This window comes from Pimelobacter sp. 30-1, assembly GCF_018831735.1.
Taxonomy (GTDB): Bacteria; Actinomycetota; Actinomycetes; order Propionibacteriales; family Nocardioidaceae; genus Nocardioides.
On the sequence record NZ_NHTS01000006.1, the window covers coordinates 367,380 to 388,130 of the forward strand.

The window sequence follows — 20,751 nt, forward strand, 5'->3', positions numbered from 1 at the left end:
GTCAGCGGCGCAGGCCGAGGCGCTCGACGATCGAGCGGTAGCGCTCGATCTCGGTCTTCTTGAGGTAGTTGAGAAGACGACGGCGCTGGCCGACGAGGAGCAGCAGGCCACGACGGCTGTGGTGGTCGTGCTTGTGCTGCTTGAGGTGCTCGGTCAGGTGGCTGATCCGGTGGCTCAGGAGCGCGATCTGGACCTCGGGCGAACCGGTGTCACCCTCGGTGGTGGCGTACTCCGCGATGATCTTCTTCTTGGTCTCAGCGTCGGTACCGACTGCCATGGGAACTCCTGGTTCGCTCGTTGCGCGGCGCCCCAGCCTGAAATCCTGGGGCTCTCTTTGTCCGCGGCCGTTCTGACGGCAACGCTCAAGGCTAACAGCGGGACCCGCACGCGACCGAATCGCTGTGCGACGATGCCAGCGTGGAGACACGGACCGGCGTGTGCAACCTGTGCGAGGCCACCTGCGGCCTGCTGCTGACCATCGAGCCGACCCCCGACGGCGAGCGGGTGAGCGGCGTCCGGGGCAACCCCGACGATCCTCTCTCCCGCGGGCACATCTGCCCCAAGGGGGTCGCGATCGGCGACGTCCACGCCGACCCGGACCGCCTGCGCCGTCCGGTACGACGTGTCGGCGACACCTGGATCGAGCTCGGGTGGGACGAGGCGCTCGCCCTGGTCGCCGACCGGCTGGCCGCGACGGTCGACGAGCACGGCGAGGACGCGCTGGCGATCTACCTCGGCAACCCCAACGTGCACAGCCTCGGCTCGATGACCCACGGGGTGGCGCTGGCCCAGTCGTTCCGCACGCGCAACAAGTTCAGCGCGACCTCGGTCGACCAGCTCCCCCACCAGCTCGTCGGCTACCTCCTCTACGGCCACCAGCTGCTGCTGCCGGTGCCCGACATCGACCGGACCTCCTACTTCCTGGTGCTCGGGGCCAACCCGATGGCCTCCAACGGCTCGCTGATGACCGTGCCCGACTTCCCGGGGCGGCTGCGCGAGCTGCGGGCGCGAGGTGGGCGGATGGTCGTGCTCGACCCGCGGCGCACCGAGACGGCCAAGGTCGCCGACGAGCACCACTTCGTCCGGCCGGGGACCGACGCGTGGGTGCTGCTGGCGCTGCTCCACGTGCTGTTCGCCGAGGGCCTGACCGACCTGCCGCCGTACGCCGACGGGCTCGACGCGGTCGAGCGGCTGGTCGCCGACTTCACCCCCGAGCTCGCCGAGCAGGCCAGCGGGGTGCCGGCCGCAGAGATCCGGCGGATCGCGCGGGACCTCGCCGCGGCCGACGGGGCGGCGGCGTACGGCCGGATCGGCGTCTCGACCCAGGAGTTCGGCACGGTGTGCCAGTGGGCCGTGCAGATGCTCAACCTGGTCACCGGCAACCTCGACCGGGTCGGCGGCGTGCTGCTGACCGAGCCGGCGATCGACGCGATCGGGCGCGGGCTGATCGGGCGGGGGCACCTCGACCGCTACCGCTCGCGGGTGCGCGGCGCGCCGGAGTTCGGTGGCGAGCTGCCGGTCTCGGTGCTGCGCGAGGAGATCGAGACGCCCGGCGAGGGCCAGGTCCGGGCGCTGCTGACCGTGGCCGGCAACCCGGTGCTCTCGACGCCCGACGGCGCCGCGCTCGACCGGGCGATCCAGGGACTCGACTTCTACGTGGCCGTCGACATCTACCTCAACGAGACGACCCGGCACGCCGACGTGATCCTGCCGCCGACGACGCTGCTCGAGCGCGACCACTACGACCTCGTCTTCCACCTGCTGGCCGTGCGCAACACCGCGCGGTTCACCCCGGCGGTGCTCGCCAAGGGGCGCGACCAGCGCCACGACTGGGAGATCTTCCGCGACCTCTACCTGCGCGTCACCCGGCGCCGACGACGCAAGCCCCCGCTCAAGCGGCGGATCGCGGCCGAGGCGCGGATGCGGATGAGCCCGACCTTCCTGATCGGCATGCTGCTGCGCACCGGGCGCTCCCGGACGACGCTCACCGAGCTGCGCCGGCACCCCGAGGGCGTCGACCTCGGCCCGCTCAACGCCGGGCAGCTCCCCGGCCGGCTGCGGACCGGGAACGGCCGGATCGACGCGCTGCCGGAGATCGTGGCCGCGGACGTCGTACGGCTGCGGGAGCACGCGCTGCCCCGCGACGGCGAGCTGCTGCTCATCGGCCGGCGCCACCAGCGCGACTGCAACTCGTGGATGCACAACACCGACCGGCTCACCCGCGGCAAGGCCCGCCACCAGCTGCTCATGCACCCCGCCGACCTCGCCGCGCGCGGACTCAGCGACGGGGCGATGGTGACGGTCCGCTCGCGGGTGGGCGAGGTGAGCGTCGAGGTGAGCGCGACCGAGGACGTGATGCCGGGCGTGGTCTCGCTCCCCCACGGCTACGGGCACGGCCGGGCCGGCGCCCGCCTGGGCGTCGCCGCCGGGGTCGCCGGGGTCTCGATCAACGACCTGACCGACCCCGAGCGCCTCGACGTGTCGGGCAATGCGGCGCTGTCCGGCGTACCGGTGACGGTGGCGTAGTGGACCTCACCGTCCCACCGGGGCCGGGAGTCCCCGGCGGCCTCGTCGTGCCCGACAGCGAGCTGGTCGAGCGCTTCTCGCGCTCCCCCGGCCCGGGCGGGCAGTCGGTCAACACCACCGACACCCGCGTCGAGCTGGTCTGGGACCCGGCCGCCTCGGCCGTGCTCGACGAGCGCCAGCGCGCCCGCCTGCTCGCCCGCAGCCCTGGCCCGATCGCGATCGTCGCCCACGAGCACCGCTCCCAGCACCGCAACCGCGGTGCGGCCCGGGAGCGGCTCGCGGCCCGGATCCGAGAGCTGCTCGCGCCGCCCCCACCGCCGCGGCGCGCGACGAAGCCGACCCGCGGCTCCCAGCAACGACGGCTCGACGCCAAGCGGCAGCGGGGCCAGGTCAAGCAGCTGCGCGGCCGGGTCGACGACTGACGCTCCCGCTACGGTGACCGCGTGACCGCGACTCCCTGGGACCGGCTCTTCCACGCCTACGGCCCGGCCACCGACACCCCCGACCACCTCGCCGCCCTCCGCGGCAGCGACGACGACGAGATCGACGAGGCACTGGACCACCTCGACGGCGCGGTGCTCCACCAGGGCACCATCTGGACGGCGACGCCGGCCGCGGTGGCCGAGGTGGCCGCAGCCGTGGCGGAACCGGCGGCACAGGCGCCGGCCCGGGCCGGGATGCTGCAGTGGCTGGCGTGGGCGATGGACGCCGCCCGGCAGTCCGATGTCGGCGCCGAGCCGGTGCCCGAACCGAACGAGGCGGAGGTCGACGCCTTCCTCCGGGCGAGCGCCGCCGAGGACGAGGAGGCGTGGTCGAGCCCGGTCGTGGACCTGCTCATGAGGCGCGCCGTCGTCGACGTACGAGCGCTCGCACCGCGGGTCGCGGCAGCGGCGAGCCCGCTCCTGGACCACCCCGCCCCCGACGTACGGCGCGAGGCCGTCGCCGCCCTCGGCGCTGCCACCGCCCTGCTCGGCGAGGAGGCACAGGCCCCCGTGGTGAGCGCACTGTCCGACCTGGTCACCGCCGCGGCCGACCGCGACGAGAAGGCCGCCCGGGTCCTCGCCGTGCGCGACGGCGGCGGGGACACGAGCCCCTGGCTCAGCGACCCCGACCCGGCGGTGCGGGCGTGCGCCGCGCTCGGCGAGCGGGGGCCGGCCGGCAGCGCCGAGCTGATCGCGGCGCTGCGCGACCCGGCGGCGTGCGACGCCTGGTTCACCGAGCGGCCGCCCCAGCTCGGGCGGCACGTGCGGCTGGTGCTGCTGGGCGAGCTGCTGGAGCGTGCGGACGTCGGCCTCGACGAGATGCTCCCGGCGCTGACCGCGATGATCGCGGCCGGCGGGGCGTTCACGGTCGACTCCGACGTCGCGCCGATCCTGCGCCGGACCTTCCCCGAGGTGGTCTTCACGCCCGGCGTGCGCGCGGACCCGGCGCCGGCGTGGAGCGCCGCTCAGTGCGCGGTCGTGGCCGCGCTCGTCGCCAGCGACGCGACCTGGGGCCCCACCAACGGCAACGCCAAGCTCGCCCGGATGCAGGTCGGGTTGCCGGACGACCGCGACGCGACGGCGGCGCTGCTCGCCGAGCGGCGCGGCTAGCCGACCGTCACCGGGTGTCGCACCACGGCGTCGAAGAAGTAGCCGTTGGGGTTGACCGCGGCGACGTCCGGCTGGGGTCCGCCCGCGCGCATCGGTGGCGCGCGCCAGCAGCTCGTGGGCGCCCGCCGTGGGGCGGTGCCAGGTGTGGCTCCACTGCGTCCAGCCGTGGCCCCGGGTACGCCGGGGCGCGTGGTGCAGCCGGGCCCGGGACCAGGTGGCGCCGCCGTCGGTGCTGACGTCGACCCGGGCGATCGGCGCCGCGCCGGACCACGAGCGACCGGCCAGGGCGACCTTGCGGGCGGCCGGGAGCCGCGCCTGCCAGGCCAGCTCCCAGGCGGAGCGGACCGGGTTGACGCTCAGGGGGCCGTCGATGTTGTACCAACGGGTGTTCCACGGCGAGGTGAGGTCGGCGGTGGCGACCTCGAGCGAGCCGAGCCACTTGATGCTGGCGATCCCGATCCAGCCGGGCAGCACGAGCCGCAGGGGGTAGCCGTGGTCGGGCAGCAGCGGCTCGCCGTTCGCGCCCCAGGCCAGCAGCGCGTCGTCGAGCGCCTTGGCGACCGGGAACGGGCGGCGGACCCGGCCGTGGTCCACCCCCTTGTCGACGTACGGCGCGTCGAGGCCCGTCGCCTGGATCGACACCGCCTCGGGGCGCAGCCCCGCCGCGGCCAGTACGTCGCGCAGCCGCACGCCCTGCCAGGTGACCGTGCCGACCGCGCCGAGCGTCCAAGGCGTGCCGGACACCGTCGCGCCCTGCTGGCTCGCGAAGAGGCTGCGGCCGTTGCCGGTGCACTCGTGGACGGTGGTCACCTCGGCGGTCCGGAACCGCCGGCGCAGGTCGCGCAGGCTGAGCTCGGTCCCAGAGGGGTCGAGCAGGCCGTCCCCGAAGACCCGCAGCCGGTAGCCGGCCGGGTCGATCGTGGGCGTCGCGGTGTGGTTGCGCACGAACAGCCGCGCCTGGGGCGTGCGGTAGCGGCGCGGGTCGACGGAGTCCCAGCGGGTCTCCGCGTTGGTGCCGTAGTCGATGAACCAGGACGCCGGGAGGGCCTTGCGGATCGCCGGCGCCCCGGCGAGCGCACGCTGGGCGAGCGGTCCGACCTGGGCGGCCACGGCAGCGGCGGCGCCGGCCAGCGGCAGCCCGAGCAGTGCCCGGCGGCGCAGTGCGTTCTCCGTCATCTCCCGACGGTAACACGAGTGACTTGCTGGACTTAGTAGCGTTTTCCGAGCGTGGTGCAGAGCAGGTCGGCGTACCGGGCCCGGTCGGCGCCGACGGCCACCGTGGTCCGGCCGCGCTTCTCGTCGAGCTCGGCGGCGAACCGCGTGGCGCCGTACGTCGCCGGGTCGGTGCGCTCCACCCGGACGGTCGCGCGCAGCGTGGTGAGCAGAGTCGGGTCCACGACCGCGGCCACCGCGAGCGGGTCGTGCACGAGCGCGCCGCGGTCGAGGCGCTCCGCGCACAGCCCGGCCGCGGCCCGCGCCGGCGCGGTGCCGGAGGCGTGGAGGCGGTCGAGGTCGGCCGGGGTCAGCGCCGCCGCGGCCGTGGCGTCGGCGGTCACCAGCAGCGTGTCGCGGAAGGGAGCGGCGAGGACGACGGCCGCGGCGTCGGGATCGGTCCACACGTTGCGCTCGGCGTGGGCCGCCACACCCGCCGCCCGGTGCGCTCCCCCGAGCACCACCAGCCGGGCCACCGCACGGGCGATCGAGCGGTCCGCAGCGAGCGCGGCGGCGACGTGGGTCAGCGGCCCGGTCGTGACCAGCGTGACCGGCTCCGGCGCCTCGCGCAGGGTCCGGACCAGCCAGTCGGGACCGGCGTGGAACCCGACCTCGCCGACCTCGCCGGGCGCAACCAGGTCGCGCAGGGCGGCGGCCTCGTCGGCGCTCGCCGTGCTGACCCCGCGCAGGTCGAGGTGGGGGTGCCGCGCCGCGAGGAGGATCGCGACGGCGTCGTCGGTGTTCGCGTCGGCGGCGAGGACGAGCGGCGTGGTCACGCGAGCTCCTCGTCGTCGCGCAGCCAGCGATAGGCGACCCGCGCGCTCACCGCGCGCTCGAGCTCACGGATGACGGTCGAGAAGAACTGCCGGCGGTAGAGCTCGTCGGTCACCGCGTAGACGGTGAAGTAAAGCCCGCTGAACGCCGCCAGGAAGGTCGAGACCCGCAGCAGCTCGAGGCTCAGCCGGTCACCGAAGAGCTCACCGAGCGGCCCGTCGATCGGGTGCAGCGGGTGCGTGGTCCAGAGGCTGACGACCGCCGGGTCCATCGCGACCAGGCCGAAGACGATGAAGAACGCGAAGACCGCCAGCGCCAGGAGCAGCACCTGCACGGCCTGGGCGACCAGCAGGACGAGGACCAGGTTGGCCTTCTGGAGCCCGGTCACCTCGGCGTCGACGGCGCCGACCCGGTCGACCTGCCCGGCGATCCGGCGCGCGGCGGGCTCGAGCGGCGTCCCGGTGCACGCGTCGACGAGCTGCTTGCCCTCGACCTCGTCGTCGACGCTGTCGAGCTCCTCGGGCAGCCGGGTGAGCAGGAAGCCCACCGCCATCGCGGCGAAGAGCAGCACCGCCACCCACAGCACGCCGCCGTCGAGGCTCGCCGCGACCTGCCAGACCTCGGCGTTGATGAACAGGAACGTGACGAAGAGCAGGAGCAGGGGCAGCGCCCGGGTCACCAGCGGGACCATGAGCCCCAGCGAGCGGAAGGTACGCCGTACCGCCCAGCCCACGATCAGCCAGGCGCGCAGGGTCGCGACGGCGTACCCGGCCAGGACGACGCCGAGCGCGGTCAACGCGGCCCCGAGCGCGGCCGCGGCACCCAGCCACGGTCCGGTCAGCGCCCCGGCGAGCGCGCCCACGACGACCGACGCGGTCAGCACCGGCACCAGCCGCGCCCGGCTCAGCCCCCGGGCGACGGCGGCGCGGTAGTCGTCGACGAAGTAGGGCAGCCCGTGGTCGACGAACCACCGCTCCGCGGCGGCCACGTCGGAGCGGGTGCCCTCGGGCATCAGTCCGCGAGGATCGTGCGGGCCCGGGCGACGTCGTCGGCCATGGCGGTGAGCAGGTCCTCGACCGAGTCGAAGCGGACCATGCCGCGCAGCCGCTCGGCGAAGGCGACCTCGACCTGGCGGCCGTAGAGGTACAGGTCGGTCCGGTCGAGCACGTAGGACTCGACCCGGCTCTCCCGCTCCCCCGCGAAGGTCGGGTTGGTGCCCACGCTGATCGCCGCCGGGTATGTCGTCCCCGCGTCGGGCCCGTCGAGCACCGTCAGCCGCCCGGCGTAGACGCCGTCGGCGGGCACCGCCGCGCCGGAGCGGACCGGGACGTTGGCCGTCGGGTAGCCCAGCTCGCGGCCGCGCTTGTCGCCCTCGACGACGATCCCGCGGGTGGTGAAGGGCCGGCCCAGCGCCTCGGCGGCCCCGGTCACGTCACCGGCGGCCAGGCAGGTCCGGACGTAGGTCGAGGACCACACCTGGGGTCCGCCGTCGAGGCTGACCTCCTCGAGCACGAAGTCGTGCTCGGCGCCGGCCGCGCGGAGCAGGTTGCAGTCGCCGGCCGCACGGTTGCCGAAGCGGAAGTTCGCGCCCACCACGACCGCCTTGGCGTGCAGCGCGGCGAGCAGGATCCGGTCGATGAACTCCTGCGGGGTCCAGTCGGCGATCTCGCGGGAGAACGGGATGACGAGCACGTCGTCCACGCCCGCCTCGCCCAGCAGCCGCAGCCGGCCCTCGATGGTGGTCAGCGTCGGCGGGGCGTGCTCGGGCCGCAGCACCGCGATCGGGTGCGGGTCGAAGGTCACCGCCACGACGTGGTCGACGCCGACCTCGGCGGCGACCTCGCGGGCCCGCCGTACGACGTGCTGGTGTCCCAGGTGCATGCCGTCGAAGTTGCCGATCGTCACCACCGTGCGGCCGAGATCACTCGGCACCTCGGAGAAGTCGCGCCACACTCGCACGGCGGCAACTCTCCCACATCCGGGTCGCAGGCTCAGCGTCCGGGCAGCAGCGCGATCGTGGCGAGCATCGGCCGGTGGTCCGAGGCGTAGCCGTCGAGCGAGCGGTGGGTCACGAACCCGGCCCGGCCCGCGGCGAGCGAGGGCTCGTCGATCCAGACGTAGTCGATCCAGCGCGTGTTGCGGGTCGGGCAGACGCCGGTGAGCCCCAGCACCTCGAACGAGCTCCGCGCGCGGCCCGCGAAGGTGTCGGTGATCCCGCCGCGCGGGCGGGCGGCGAGGTCGTCGTGGTGGTCCCACTGGAAGTCCCCCGTCGCCAGCCGTACGCCGCCGGGCCGGCCCAGCAGGTCGGCCAGGCGGCGGTAGTGCTGCCGGGCGGCGCGGGCGTTGACGTTGTCCTCCCAGCGGTCTCCGGTCTCGACGTGGTTGGGGACGTGGGTGTCGAGCAGCGTGACCTCGCGCCCGCTGGCCCGGTGCCGCAGGGTCACCGACGTGGCCCACTTGGGCCGGAACGGGTGGTCGGTGCGGTCCCGGCCGGCGCCCTCGGTCATCGGGTGGGCGGTGACCGAGACGAGCGTCCACCGCGCGGTGCGCCAGCTGATCGGCACTTGGCGCTGACCGTCGGCGGCGTCGAGGATCTCGGTGCGCCAGCCCGGCACGGCCCGCACCGCGCGGGCGAAGGCGTCGGTGTCGGCCTCCTGCCAACCGACCAGGTCGAGGTCGTCGCGACCCAGCAGGCGGCGTACGTCGGCGGCGATGGCGCGCGGGCGCCCGGTGCGGTCGACGTTGAACGAGGCGACGCCCAGCTCGGCCACCGGGGCGTCGTACGTGCGGACGGCGGGGCGCTCACCGGCGCAGTCCGGCGTCGCCCGCGCGGCCGGCTCGGAGCGCGGCTCGTCGGCGCCCGCCGAGCACCCCGTCAGCACGACGAGGGCCAGCAGGGCTCCGAGGGCGTGCCGCCGGCTCACCCGACGAAGACCGCCGCGGGCCGGGCGGTGGCGCCCTCGGGCTTGTAGAGCGCGAGGAACTCGCCGGCCGGGTCGAAGACGCCGGTCAGCTCGTCGATCGCCAGCGGCAGCGGCCGTCCGTAGCGCACCGCCTGGGCCTGCTCGGCGTCCAGGTCGACGGCGGGGAAGGTCGCCCGGGCGGCGTCGGCGAGCGGGGTGACCTGGAGGTCGTCGAGGTCGGTGCAGGCGGTGGCGAGCGTGAAGGGGCCGACGGCGTGCCGGCGCAGCGCGGTCAGGTGACCGCCCACGCCCAGCGCCGCACCCAGGTCACGGGCGATCGCGCGGATGTAGGTGCCGCTGGAGCAGCGCACCCGGATCTCCAGGTCGAGGAAGTCGCCCTCGCGGCGGAACCCGCCGGCGGTGATCTCGTGGATCGTCACCGGCCGGGCCTTGAGCTCGACCTCCTCGCCGGCCCGGGCCCGGGCGTAGGCGCGCTTGCCGTCGACCTTGATCGCGGAGACGGTCGAGGGCACCTGGGAGATCTCGCCCTCGAACGCGGCGAGCGCGGTCCGCACGGCGTCCTCGGTGACGTGCGCGGTCGGGGTGGTCGCGGTGGTCTCGCCCTCGGCGTCGTCGGTCGTGGTGACCTGGCCGAGCCGGACGGTCGCGGAGTAGGTCTTCTCGGTCAGCATGAGGTGACCGAGCAGCCGGGTCGCCCGCTCCACGCCCAGCACGAGCACGCCGGTCGCCATCGGGTCGAGGGTGCCGGCGTGCCCGACCTTGCGGGTGCCGAGCGTGCGTCGTACCCGGGAGACGACGGCGTGCGACGTCATGCCGCCAGGCTTGTCGACGACGACCAGCCCGGACGGCGCGCCGGACGAGGTCACTCGGTGTCCTCGGCCTCTTCGTCGACGATCTCGCGCGGCTTCTTGTACGGGTCCGGCTCGCCGGCCGGCTCGGCACCCTCGCGGGCGGCCGCGACGGCCGCGTCGGCCTCACGGGCCTTGGCGAGGACCTCGTCGAGGTGCCGCGCGCTCTCGGGGATGCCGTCGAACTCGAACGCGAGCGACGGGACGGTCCGCATGCCGAGCTGCTTGCCGACCTCGGAGCGGAGCAGGCCCTTGGCCGACTCCAGCGCCTGGGCGGTGGCCTGCTGGTCGGCGTCCTCGCCGAGCACGGTGTAGTAGATGGTGGCGTTCTGGGCGTCACCGGTCATCCGGACCTCGGTGACGGTCACGAACCCCAGGCGGGGGTCCTTGACGCGCCGCTCGAGCATCTCGGCGACGATCACCTGGATCCGGTCGGCGATCTTGCGCACGCGCGGGCTGGCCATGATCAGATTCCTATCAGTAGAACGGCTGCGCCGCCCGCCCCGGTGACGGAGCGGGCGGCGCAGCACGGTGGTGCATCAGCGCCTCAGGAGCGCGGGATCTCCCGCATCTCGAAGGCCTCGACGATGTCGCCTTCCTTGATGTCCTGGAAGTTCTTGAGCACGAGACCGCACTCGAAGCCTTCGCGGACCTCGGACGCATCGTCCTTCTCGCGCTTGAGCGAGGCCAGGTCGAGGTTGTCGGCCACCACGGCGCCGTCGCGCAGGACGCGCACCTTGGCGTTGCGGCGGATGACTCCGTCGATGACCATGCAGCCGGCGATGTTGCCGATCTTGGACGAGCGGAAGATCGCACGGATCTCCGCCTGACCGAGAGCGTGCTCCTCGTACTCCGGCTTGAGCATGCCCTTGAGGGCCGCCTCGATCTCCTCGATCGCCTGGTAGATGACCGAGTAGTAGCGGATCTCGACGCCCTCCTTCTCCGCCATCTGGCCCGCCTTGCCCTGGGGCCGGACGTTGAAGCCGATGATGATGGCGTCGGAGGCGGCGGCCAGGTCGACGTTGGTCTCGGTGATCGCACCGACACCGCGGTCGATGACCCGCAGGCTGACCTCGTCGCCGACGTCGATCTGGGCGAGGGCGTCCTCGAGGGCCTCGACCGAACCGGACACGTCGCCCTTGAGGATGAGGTTGAGCTCCTGGCTCTCGCCCTTCTCCATGGAGGCCATGAAGTCCTCGAGCGTACGACGCACGCGGCGCTTGGCCTGCATGGCCGCCCGCTCGCGGGCCTCACGCTTCTCAGCGATCTGGCGCGCCATCCGGTCGTCCTCGACCACGATGAAGTTCTGGCCGGCGCCCGGGACGGACGACAGACCCAGGACCATCGCCGGACGCGCCGGGTCGGCCTCGGTGAGCTCGTTGCCGTGCTCGTCGAGCATCGCGCGGACCCGGCCGTGGGCCGGACCGGCGACGATCGAGTCGCCGACCTTGAGCGTGCCGCGCTGGACGAGGATGGTCGCCACCGGGCCGCGACCGCGGTCCAGGTGCGCCTCGACCACGAGACCCTGGGCGTCCTGCGTCGGGTTGGCCCGCAGGTCCAGCGACGCGTCGGCGGTCAGGACGATCGCCTCGAGCAGCTTGTCGAGGTGGAGACCGGCCTTGGCCGAGACGTCGACGAACATCGCGTCGCCGCCGTACTCCTCGGGGACGAGGCCGTACTCGGAGAGCTGGCCGCGGACCTTGGTCGGGTCGGCGGTCTCCTTGTCGATCTTGTTGACCGCGACCACGATCGGCACACCGGCCGCCTTGGCGTGGTTGAGCGCCTCGACCGTCTGCGGCATGACGCCGTCGTCGGCCGCGACCACCAGGACGGCGATGTCGGTCGCCTGGGCACCACGGGCACGCATGGCGGTGAACGCCTCGTGACCCGGGGTGTCGATGAAGGTGATCCGGCGGTCGTTGCCGTCGACCTCGGTGTGGACCTGGTAGGCACCGATGTGCTGGGTGATGCCACCGGCCTCGCCCTCGACGACGTTGGCGTTGCGCAGCGCGTCGAGGAGGCGGGTCTTACCGTGGTCGACGTGACCCATGACGGTCACGACCGGCGGGCGGACGACCAGGTCGTCCTCACCGCCCTCGTCGGCACCGAACTCGATGTCGAACGACTCGAGCAGCTCGCGGTCCTCGTCCTCCGGGGAGACGACCTCGACGACGTAGTTGAGCTCGTCACCGAGCAGCTCCAGCGTCTCGTCGCCCACCGACTGGGTGGCCGTGACCATCTCGCCGAGGTGGAAGAGCATCTGCACGAGCGAGGCCGCGTCGACACCGATCTTCTCGGCGAAGTCGGTCAGCGAGGAGCCACGGGCGAGACGGATCGTCTCGCCGTTGCCCTTGCGGACCCGCATGCCGCCGATCGTCGGGGCCTCCATGGCCTCGAACTCCTGGCGACGCGCCCGCTTGGACTTGCGTCCACGCCGGGCCGGACCGCCGGGGCGACCGAAGGCACCCTGGGTCTGGCCACGCTGACCGGGACGGCCACCGCCACCGGGACGACCGCCGCCACCGGGGCCGAAGCCACCGGGACCGCGACCGGGCGCACCGGCACCCGCGCCGGCGCCGGGACGACCCGGAGCACCGCCACGACCGGGCGCACCGCCGCCACCGGGACGACCGGGGCCGCCGCCGGGACGACCCGGACCACGACCGCCGGGGCCCTGGCCGAAGGCGGCCGGGGACTTCGGCATCATCGCCGGGTTGGGACGCGGCATACCGGGACGGCCACCGCCACCACCGGCACCGGCCGGCGGACGCGGGCCGGCCGGACCGGCCTCACCCTCGCGCGGCGGCGGAGCGGGACGACGGCCCATGCCCTGGCTGGGTGCGAACGGGTTGTTGCCCGGGCGCGGCGTACCGCCGGGCTTGCCGACCGGACGCGGGGCCGGAGCCTTGGGCGTCGGGGGCTTGGGACCCGGGGTGGCCGGCTTGGCCGGAGCCTCGGGAGCCGCCGCGGCCGCGGCGGGCTGCTCGGGCTCGGCCGGGGCGACCGGCTCGGGCTCGGGCTCCGGCGTCTTGGCCGGACCCGGGCGCGGACCCGGCCGGGGGCCGGGCGCAGCAGCGGGCGTCGCGGGCTTGGCCGCGGGAGCAGCCGGGGCGGGCGCCTCGGCGGCCGGAGCAGCCTCGGCAGCCGGAGCGGCAGGGGCCTGGACCGGAACCTCGGCAGCGGGCGCCTCCGGAGCGGGGGCGGCCGCGGCCTTCTTGGCCGGAGCGGGCTTGGGCGCGGCCGGCTTGGCCGGCGCGTCGGCAGCGGGCTTCATCTTCGAGAGAAGCTCCGTGCCGTAGGTGTCCTCGAACTTCTTGACAGCAGGAAGCTCGATGCTCGAGGAGGCAGTCTTGGCGAACTCGCCGATGTCGTTGAGCATCTTGAGCGCATCGGCGCTCTTGATGCCGTACTTCTTCGCGAGTTCGGAAACTCGGGTCTTGGCCACGTTTCTCCTAATGGCCCAAGACCCGGGGTGGATCTCAGACCGTCGATGGGTGGTGCAGCAGAACGAACTGGCTCATCGCGAGATACTCATCGAGTGCTCATGAGCTGTTGCTCCAGTCTCTGTTGACGGATTCGGTCGGTTGGATCAGCGAGGCGACGTACTCCCCCACCGGCGCACTGGAAAGGCCACCCGCACCCGGCGTGAACCGGAGCGCACGGGAGAAGGCCTTCCGCCGCACCGCGAGGTCGTAGCAACCGGTGGTGGGGTGCAGGTGCGCTCCACGCCCCGGTGCAGTGCCGTCAGGATCAGGGTCGACGACCGGTCGGCCGTCGGGCCCCGAGCCGGCGGTCACCCGCAACAACTCGCGTTTGGCGGCCCGCTGCCGGCATCCGACGCAGGTCCGGACGGGCTCCCCGAGGGGAAGGTCGTCTGGGCGTGCAGGGGAATTCATTCGGCGTGCCACCGAGGGTCAACACTACCGCCCGGGCTGCGCAGATCACGAACCGGCACCCCTTCGCGCAGCGAGGTCCGTCACACCACGGCGTGACGGACCTCGCTGGAGCGCTGGGTCAGTCGCTCTCCTCGTCGGAGTGGATGTCGATGCGCCAGCCGGTCAGGCGCGCGGCGAGGCGGGCGTTCTGGCCCTCCTTGCCGATGGCCAGCGACAGCTGGAAGTCCGGGACGACGACGCGCGCCGACTTGGCCGCGGCGTCGACCACGGTCACCGACTGCACCTGCGCCGGCGAGAGCGCGTGGGCGACCAGGGTGGCCGGGTCCTCGGACCAGTCGACGATGTCGATCTTCTCGCCGCCGAGCTCGGACATCACGTTGCGCACGCGCTGGCCCATCGGGCCGATGCAGGCGCCCTTGGGGTTGACGCCGGCCACGGTCGAGCGGACCGCGATCTTGGTGCGGTGCCCGGCCTCGCGCGCGATCGCGGAGATCTCGACGGTGCCGTCGGCGATCTCGGGGACCTCGAGCGCGAAGAGCTTCTTGACCAGGTTGGGGTGCGAGCGCGAGAGCGTGATCTGGGGACCGCGCATGCCCTTGCGGACCGAGATCACCAGGCACTTGATGCGCGTGCCGTGGCTGTAGTCCTCGCCGGGGACCCGCTCGCTGGCGGGCAGCTGGGCCTCGACCTTGCCGAGGTCGACGAGCACGTCGTCGGGGTTGCGACCCTGCTGGATCACGCCCGAGATGATGTCGCCCTCCTTGCCGGAGAACTCACCGAACTTGATCTCGTCCTCGGCGTCGCGCAGCCGCTGCAGCATGATCTGCTTGGCGGTCGTGGCCGCGATCCGGCCGAAGCCGTCGGGGGTGTCGTCGAACTCGCCGACCTTGTTGCCCTCGCCGTCGAGCTCGGCGGCGAGCACGCTGACGTGCCCGGTCTTGCGGTTGAGCTCGACACGCGCCTGCGCGACCGAGCCCTCCGTCTTGTGGTACGCCGTGAGCAGCGCCTGCTCGATCGCCTCGACGAGGACGTCGAACTTGATCTCCTTCTCGCGCTCCAGCGTCCGGAGGATGCTGAGGTCGATGTCCATCAGTCGGCGTCCTTGTCCATGTCTACGTCGTTGTCCTTGCGGTTGAACTCGATCTGCACCAGTGCCTTGCGCACCTCGTCGTACGGCAGCCGGAGCTCGGTGCCGGCCACGTCGAGGGTCACGCCCTCGGCGTCGCTCGCGCCGATCCGGCCCACCACCTCGGTGGCCTCGGTGCCCTCGGCGCCGTGGGTCAGCTTGACCAGGCGGCCCGCGTTGCGCCGCCAGTGGCGGGGCAGCGTCAGCGGCCGGTCGACGCCGCGCGAGGTGACCTCGAGCGTGTAGGGCTGCTGGCCCATCGCCTTGCTGCCGCCGTCGGGGCCGTCGTCCTCGAGGACCTGGTCGATGACCTTGGTGGCCGCGGCGACGTCGTCGAGCGTCAGGCCGCCGTCGGTGTCGACGGCGACGCGCAGGACGCGGCGCTTGCCCGCGGGGGTCAGCTCCACCGCCTCGACGTCGAGCCCGAGCGCCGCCAGCGGCGTGGCGAGGACCTGCTCGATTCGCTCTGCGGTCGTTCCCTGAGCGGAATGAGTACCCATTGGGAGTCCTCCCCGTGTCCTGTTGTGGCTGTGCGGGGTCCACGATACCCGGACGGGTAGGGTCACCGCGTGCCCGCCAGCCCCGCTCCCGTCTCGCGACGGCTCCTCGTCGCCGGCGGCCTCGGCGGTGCGGCCCTGGCCCTGAGCGGGTGCGACCTGCTCGACGACGTGCTCGGACGTGAGGACGACCCGGGCGTGTCGGGCAGCCCGTCCGGCGCGGTCACCCCGACCGCCCCCGCCGAGGACGCCGACAGCACCCTCGTCGAGGACGTCGTGACGGCGATCTCGGCCACCAGCGCGCTCGTCGCGGCGACCACCACGGCCGTCCCCGCGCTGGCCAAGACCACCGCGACGCTGACCCGGCTCCACGCCGCCCACGTCGCCGAGCTGGGCGCCACGATCACCGCTCCGGCCACCCCGCCCGCCGCCTCCGGCCCCCGCCCGGCCGCCCTGCGCCGGCTGCTGCGCGCCGAGGCCGACCTCCAGACCCGGCTCGTCGGCGCCGCCCAGCAGGCCCAGAGCGGCGCGCTCGCCCAGCTCTTCGCCGCCATGGCCGCCGCGATCGCCCAGCAGCGGGCGGTGCTCGGATGAGCACGCCGACGCCCACCCCGACCCCCACCGGCAGCGCCGACCCCACGGTCACCGCGCTGCAGCAGACGCTCGCCGCCGAGCACGCCGCCGTCTTCGTCTACGGCGCCCTCGGCGGGCAGACCTCCCAGTCGCGCACCCCGGCGCTGTACGGCGCCGTCACCGCGGCGTACACGGTGCACCGGGGGCGGCGCGACGAGCTGATCGCCCGGATCCACGCCGCCGGCGCCGAGCCGGTCGCGGCCGAGCCCGGCTACCAGCTGCCGGCCGACCTCGGCTCGGCCGGCGCGGTGAGCGCGCGGGGGCGGGCGCTGGAGGAGGCCGCGGCGGCGACGTACGCCTATCTGGTGGCCAGCTCGACCGGCGAGACCCGCACCTGGGCGATCACCGCCCTGCTCGACGCCGCGGTGCGCGGCCTGGGCTTCGGCGCGGCGCCGGACCGGCTGCCCGGCCTCTGAGCGCCGGCCGGAAAAAGACCAACGGTCCGCGACCTCCGACATCCGGGGAACTCCCGAGACGTCCCCCGAAGTCGGGGTCGCGAACCGCTGGTGACCGGGGACAACGGTCATCAGGTGCAGGGAGAGGTGGGGCTCACCAGCACCTGTGCACAATCATGCAACAGAACGCTCCCAGCGTCCCGCTCCCGCGATCCTCATAAACATGCAGTGCACAAACCTGCAGCCGCGACATGCTGTCGCGCGCACTCCCCCGGAGGGGCTCAACGCCACGGCGCGAGGAGCTCCGGGAGGTCCGCCAGGCGGTGCGCGACGGCGTCCGGCTCGCCCTCGGTGTGGCCGACCTGGTCGGCCGGGATCGCGCTGTGCGGGATGTGGACGGCGCGCATCCCGGCGTGCTGGGCGCCCCAGACGTCGTCGAAGAGCCGGTCACCGACGTAGACGCACCGGGCCGGGTCGGCGACGCCCACGGCGTCCATCGCGGCCCGGAAGGCGAGCGGCGAGGGCTTCGTCCAGGGGATCTCGCTCGTGTAGACGTCGCCGTCGATGAGGTCCAGGACGCCGTCGCGCTCGAAGTAGCCGCGGTGCCAGCGCCGCGGCCAGATCGTGTTGGACAGGATCCCGACCTTGATCCCCTCGGCGTGCAGCCACTCCCACAGCGGCCGCACCTCGGGATCGGTGAGCGTGTGCGGCTCCCAGAAGGAGTAGTAGGCGTCGAGCAGGTCGGCGTCGTGCTCGAGCCCGGCCGCGGTGAAGAGGTCGGCGATCGTCGAGGACTGCTGGTGGTCGCGGCTGCGGCCCCAGATCACGCTGCCGGCCTCGTGCAGCCGGGTGGCGTGGGCGTGGTGGTCGTCGGAGGTGTCCGGCGTGGCCAGCACCGCCTGGGCCAGCGCGAGCGACTCCGCGTGGAAGTCGATGTCGTGCCAGGCGGTCAGCGTGCCGCCCCAGTCGAAGATGACCGCCTCGATCGTCATGGCGTCAGCCGCGGACGATCGCCGCCAGCGCGTCGACCGCGCCGTCGAGGGTGAGCTCCTGCCGCTCCCCCGTACGACGGTCCTTGACCTCGATGACCCCGTCGGCCACGCCGCGGCCGACCGTGACGATGGTCGGGCAGCCGATCAGCTCGGCGTCCTTGAACTTCACGCCGGGGCTGACCTTGCCGGTGCGGTCGTCGTAGAGGACGTCGAGACCGGCGCCGGTGAGGCCCGCGACGAGCGCGTCGGCGGCGGCGAAGACCGCCTCCTCCTTGCCCGCGGCGACGACGTGGAGGTCGGCCGGGGCGACGTTGCGGGGCCAGCACAGGCCGATCTCGTCGAGGCTGTTCTCGGCGATCGCGGCCACCGCGCGGGTGACGCCGACGCCGTAGGAGCCCATGGTGACGGTGACGAGCTTGCCGTTCTCGTCGAGCACCTTGAGGTCGAGGGCCTCGGCGTACTTGCGGCCGAGCTGGAAGACGTGGCCCATCTCGATGCCGCGCGCGGACTCGAGCGTGCCGTCCGCGCAGTGCGGGCAGTGGTCGCCGTCGCGGACGTCGGCGGCCTCGATGGTGCCGTCGGGCGTGAAGTCGCGACCGGTGACGAGGTCGAGGACGTGGCGGCCGGACTCGTCGGCGCCGGTGACCCAGCGGGTGCCCTCGGCGACACGGGGGTCGACGAGGTAGCGGATGCCGGTCTTGTTGTCCTCACCGAGGACGCCGGGCCCGATGTAGCCCTTGACCAGCGCGGGGTGCTTGGCGAGCTCGGCCTCGTCCATGGGCTCGACCTCGATCGGCTCGAGCTGGCCCTCGAGGCGCTTCTGGTCGACCTCGCGGTCGCCGGGCAGGCCGATGGCGAGGGGCTCGCGGGTGCCGTCGGGGTGCTTGAGGACGACGAGCACGTTCTTGAGCGTGTCGCCGGCGGCCCAGGGCCGGTCCGCGCGGGGGAAGGCCGCGTTGAGGTGGTCGACCAGGCTGTCGATGGTGGGCGTGCCGGGGGTGTCCTCGGCGTGCGCGGCGGGCGCGTCGTCGTAGGCCACGGGAGCGGGCGGGCGGACCTCGACCGCCTCGACGTTGGCGGCGTAGTCGCAGTGGGTGCAGCGGACGTAGGTGTCCTCGCCGACGTCGGCCTTGGCGAGGAACTCCTCGGACTTCGAGCCGCCCATCGCGCCCGCGGTCGCCTTGACGATCGCGTAGTCGAAGCCGAGCCGGTCGAAGATCCGCACGTACGCCGCCCGGTGCTTCTGGTACGACGCGTCGAGGCCGGCGTCGTTCACGTCGAAGGAGTAGGAGTCCTTCATGGTGAACTCGCGCCCGCGCAGCAGCCCGGCGCGGGGCCGCGCCTCGTCGCGGTACTTCGTCTGGATCTGGTAGAGGCTCAGGGGCAGGTCCTTGTAGGAGCTGTACATGTCCTTGACCAGGAGCGTGAACATCTCCTCGTGCGTGGGGCCGAGCAGGTAGTCGGCGTCCTTGCGGTCCTTGAGCCGGAAGATGTTGTCGCCGTACTCGGCCCAGCGGCCGGTCGCCTCGTAGGGCTCGCGAGGCAGCAGCGCGGGAAAGGTGACCTCCTGCGCGCCGATGCCGTTCATCTCCTCGCGGATGATGCCCTCGATCTTGCGCAGCACGGCCAGGCCCAGCGGCAGCCAGGTGTAGATGCCCGGCGCGGCGCGGCGGATGTAGCCGGCGCGCACGAGCAGCCGGTGGCTCGGGACCTCCGCGTCCGAGGGGTCCTCGCGCAGGGTCCGAACGAACAGGGTCGACATCCGCATCAGCACGGGGCGAAGCCTACGGCCGGGGTACGACGCGGGGCGAACCAGTAACGCCCCGGGACGTTCAGGCGGTGCGCGCCGCCTTGAGCGCGGAGCGGATCAGCGGCCACTGGAGCGGCAGCCGGGCCAGCGAGACGGCCTTGAGCGGAGCGTTGTCGCCGCGCAGCGCGTCGAGCGCCATCTGCACGTTGCCGGGGAAGACGCCGGCGAGCAGCGCGGCGCTGGCGTAGCCGGCGACCTTGCGGGTCCGGGGCGCGACCAGGCCCGCGGCGCACAGCAGCTCGGCGACGCCGCTGGCCAGGATGATCTCGCGGTGCGCGGGCAGCTGCCGGGGCATCAGGGGCTCGAAGACCTCGGGCTTGACCAGGTGCACGACGCCGCTGACGACGAACGCACCGGTGACGACCTTGGCTCCCGCGGGCAGGCTCATGGCGCCATCATGGCAGCCGCGCCTACCCGAGCGCCGCGGCTCCGGTGAGCAGGACCCGGTCGTCCTCGAGCAGCGAGGACCAGCCGTCGACCTCCTGGCGCTCGACCCGCTCCCCCGTGGTCAGGTCGTAGGTCTCGAGCGTCACCTCGTCGTCGGCGCCCACGAGGACGAGGTGGAGCCGGTCGCCGTCCCACGCGGCGGCCGCGTCGACGGCCGCGGCCGACTCGGGGCTCAGCGTGCCGACGACCCGGATCCGGCGGGTGGTCAGGTCGACGCCGAGGATCTCGCCGCCGCTGTCGGCCGTGTAGAGGGTGTCGCCGTCGAGGTGGCCCGCGCGCAGGGCCGTGGCGGCGCCATGGACCGGGGGCGCCGCGCTCGGCCCGCCGCCGGCCGGGTGCTGGAGCAGGGTCGTGTCGGCGCGGCGCGCCACGGGGTCGAGCTCGGCAAGGCGCAGGTCCGCGTCGAGGGCGACCAGGCGGCCGTCGTGCCAGAACAGGTCGGTGAGCGTGTCGGACCCCACCTGCCAGGACAGGTGCTCGGTGGTCTCGCCGGTGGCGAGGTCGGTCCGGTAGAGCGTCTGGGGGCCGGGTCCGGACACCGGCGCACCGAGCGCCCAGAGGGCGTCCGGCGACAGCCCGGCCGGCCCCACGACGCCCGGTACGACGGAGCGCCGGTCACGGCCGTCGGTCTCCCACAGGACCTCGTTCGAGGCCCCGCTGACGATGGTCACGCACCCGCCGCCGTCGGGCCGGACGCCCGCCCAGCGGCCCACCGGTGCATCGTCACCACCGCGGTGCGCCGTCCGCTCGCCGCCGGAGAGCGTGATCCGGTAGCGCCACCGGCGGTCAGAGGCGCAGAGCTCGCCGTCGCGCGCGGCCAGCAGCCCGTCGGCGCGGGTCTCGGTCGTCAGGAACTCCGTGCGGCCCTCGCCGTCGACGAGGCCCAGGAAGCCGCGCGGTTCCGCCGCGTCGGCGTACGCCGACAGGAACACGGCGACGCGCCCGTCGCCGCCGGTGCCGTCGCGCTCGATCTCGCGCCACGACAGCCGCTGGTCCGGGTCGGCCTCGGGCGCGCCCGTGCATCCCGACAGACCGACCGCCGCCACACAGGCAGCCAGCACCCAGCTCCGCATGCAGGC

At 73.8% G+C, this 20,751-nt stretch carries 20 protein-coding genes and 1 pseudogene; 5 read left to right on the forward strand and 16 right to left on the reverse strand.

Annotation, left to right across the window (positions count from 1 at the left end; translation table 11 throughout):
• Position 1: 1 nt before the first annotated feature.
• Entirely contained in the window at positions 2 to 277 is a 276-nt protein-coding gene (rpsO, locus tag CCO04_RS16690) for a 30S ribosomal protein S15 (RefSeq protein ID WP_036542197.1), read from the reverse strand.
• A 140-nt stretch (positions 278 to 417) separates the two neighbouring features.
• Here rpsO and CCO04_RS16695 point away from each other — a divergent pair, with 140 nt between their 5' ends.
• The 3 genes from CCO04_RS16695 to CCO04_RS16705 are packed head-to-tail and all read left to right on the forward strand — an operon-like array spanning position 418 to position 4,118.
• Positions 418 to 2,526: a molybdopterin-dependent oxidoreductase gene (locus CCO04_RS16695; protein ID WP_215815253.1), complete on the forward strand. Its 2,109-nt coding sequence runs from the start codon at positions 418 to 420 to the stop codon at positions 2,524 to 2,526.
• On the forward strand, positions 2,526 to 2,948 hold the full coding sequence (gene arfB, locus CCO04_RS16700) for an alternative ribosome rescue aminoacyl-tRNA hydrolase ArfB (protein ID WP_215815254.1): 423 nt from the start codon (positions 2,526 to 2,528) through the stop codon (positions 2,946 to 2,948). Before CCO04_RS16695 ends, arfB begins: the two co-directional genes overlap by 1 nt.
• Positions 2,949 to 2,969: 21 nt before the next feature.
• On the forward strand, positions 2,970 to 4,118 hold the full coding sequence (locus CCO04_RS16705) for a hypothetical protein (protein WP_215815255.1): 1,149 nt from the start codon (positions 2,970 to 2,972) through the stop codon (positions 4,116 to 4,118).
• 144 nt (positions 4,119 to 4,262) lie between these two features.
• On the opposite strand, the pseudogene CCO04_RS30095 reads toward CCO04_RS16705, so the two are convergent.
• The 11 genes and pseudogenes from CCO04_RS30095 to rimP all read right to left on the reverse strand — a co-directional run.
• Positions 4,263 to 5,294: pseudogene (locus tag CCO04_RS30095) on the reverse strand (molybdopterin-dependent oxidoreductase); the annotation flags it as partial.
• Positions 5,295 to 5,326: 32 nt separating this feature from the next.
• Positions 5,327 to 6,106 carry a nucleoside hydrolase gene (locus CCO04_RS16715; protein ID WP_215815256.1) on the reverse strand — a complete coding sequence of 260 codons (780 nt, stop codon included), beginning with the start codon at positions 6,104 to 6,106 and terminating at the stop codon, positions 5,327 to 5,329.
• Entirely contained in the window at positions 6,103 to 7,116 is a 1,014-nt protein-coding gene (locus tag CCO04_RS16720; protein WP_215815257.1) for a hypothetical protein, read from the reverse strand. The genes CCO04_RS16715 and CCO04_RS16720 overlap by 4 nt, the downstream gene beginning before the upstream one ends.
• Positions 7,116 to 8,063 carry a bifunctional riboflavin kinase/FAD synthetase gene (locus CCO04_RS16725; protein ID WP_215815258.1) on the reverse strand — a complete coding sequence of 316 codons (948 nt, stop codon included), beginning with the start codon at positions 8,061 to 8,063 and terminating at the stop codon, positions 7,116 to 7,118. The genes CCO04_RS16720 and CCO04_RS16725 overlap by 1 nt, the downstream gene beginning before the upstream one ends.
• 32 nt (positions 8,064 to 8,095) lie before the next feature.
• Positions 8,096 to 9,028 (reverse strand): hypothetical protein, encoded by a 933-nt coding sequence (locus CCO04_RS16730; protein ID WP_215815259.1) that lies wholly within the window; start codon positions 9,026 to 9,028, stop codon positions 8,096 to 8,098.
• Positions 9,025 to 9,894 (reverse strand): tRNA pseudouridine(55) synthase TruB, encoded by an 870-nt coding sequence (gene truB, locus CCO04_RS16735; RefSeq protein WP_215815260.1) that lies wholly within the window; start codon positions 9,892 to 9,894, stop codon positions 9,025 to 9,027. The genes CCO04_RS16730 and truB overlap by 4 nt, the downstream gene beginning before the upstream one ends.
• On the reverse strand, positions 9,891 to 10,340 hold the full coding sequence (gene rbfA, locus CCO04_RS16740) for a 30S ribosome-binding factor RbfA (protein WP_215815261.1): 450 nt from the start codon (positions 10,338 to 10,340) through the stop codon (positions 9,891 to 9,893). The genes truB and rbfA overlap by 4 nt, the downstream gene beginning before the upstream one ends.
• A gap of 83 nt (positions 10,341 to 10,423) precedes the next feature.
• The gene (gene infB, locus CCO04_RS29500; RefSeq protein WP_215815262.1) at positions 10,424 to 13,321 is read right to left on the reverse strand and encodes a translation initiation factor IF-2; all 2,898 of its coding nucleotides are present in this window, start codon (positions 13,319 to 13,321) and stop codon (positions 10,424 to 10,426) included.
• A gap of 97 nt (positions 13,322 to 13,418) precedes the next feature.
• A complete protein-coding gene (locus CCO04_RS16750; protein ID WP_215815263.1) occupies positions 13,419 to 13,772 on the reverse strand; it encodes a YlxR family protein in 354 nt (117 codons plus the stop codon).
• A 118-nt stretch (positions 13,773 to 13,890) separates the two neighbouring features.
• On the reverse strand, positions 13,891 to 14,862 hold the full coding sequence (gene nusA / locus CCO04_RS16755; protein WP_215815264.1) for a transcription termination factor NusA: 972 nt from the start codon (positions 14,860 to 14,862) through the stop codon (positions 13,891 to 13,893).
• Entirely contained in the window at positions 14,862 to 15,398 is a 537-nt protein-coding gene (gene rimP, locus CCO04_RS16760) for a ribosome maturation factor RimP (RefSeq protein WP_215815265.1), read from the reverse strand. The genes nusA and rimP overlap by 1 nt, the downstream gene beginning before the upstream one ends.
• Positions 15,399 to 15,467: 69 nt before the next feature.
• Between rimP and CCO04_RS16765 the strand changes: the two genes are divergently transcribed.
• Together CCO04_RS16765 and CCO04_RS16770 are read left to right on the forward strand one after the other, a co-directional pair.
• Entirely contained in the window at positions 15,468 to 15,989 is a 522-nt protein-coding gene (locus tag CCO04_RS16765; RefSeq protein WP_215815266.1) for a hypothetical protein, read from the forward strand.
• The gene (locus CCO04_RS16770) at positions 15,986 to 16,444 is read left to right on the forward strand and encodes a DUF4439 domain-containing protein (protein WP_215815267.1); all 459 of its coding nucleotides are present in this window, start codon (positions 15,986 to 15,988) and stop codon (positions 16,442 to 16,444) included. Before CCO04_RS16765 ends, CCO04_RS16770 begins: the two co-directional genes overlap by 4 nt.
• A 260-nt stretch (positions 16,445 to 16,704) precedes the next feature.
• On the opposite strand, the gene CCO04_RS16775 is transcribed toward CCO04_RS16770, so the two are convergent.
• From CCO04_RS16775 to CCO04_RS16790, 4 genes are read right to left on the reverse strand one after another with little or no spacing between them, the layout of a single operon-like run.
• Complete coding sequence (locus CCO04_RS16775; RefSeq protein ID WP_215815268.1) at positions 16,705 to 17,415, reverse strand: HAD family hydrolase; 711 nt, start codon at positions 17,413 to 17,415, stop codon at positions 16,705 to 16,707.
• A 4-nt stretch (positions 17,416 to 17,419) separates the two neighbouring features.
• Positions 17,420 to 19,189 (reverse strand): proline--tRNA ligase, encoded by a 1,770-nt coding sequence (locus tag CCO04_RS16780; RefSeq protein ID WP_215815269.1) that lies wholly within the window; start codon positions 19,187 to 19,189, stop codon positions 17,420 to 17,422.
• A 58-nt stretch (positions 19,190 to 19,247) separates the two neighbouring features.
• Positions 19,248 to 19,613, reverse strand: a complete 366-nt coding sequence (locus tag CCO04_RS16785; RefSeq protein ID WP_215815270.1) for a DoxX family protein — start codon at positions 19,611 to 19,613, stop codon at positions 19,248 to 19,250.
• Between the two features lie 22 nt (positions 19,614 to 19,635).
• A complete protein-coding gene (locus tag CCO04_RS16790) occupies positions 19,636 to 20,745 on the reverse strand; it encodes a hypothetical protein (protein ID WP_215815271.1) in 1,110 nt (369 codons plus the stop codon).
• Positions 20,746 to 20,751 lie beyond the last annotated feature (6 nt).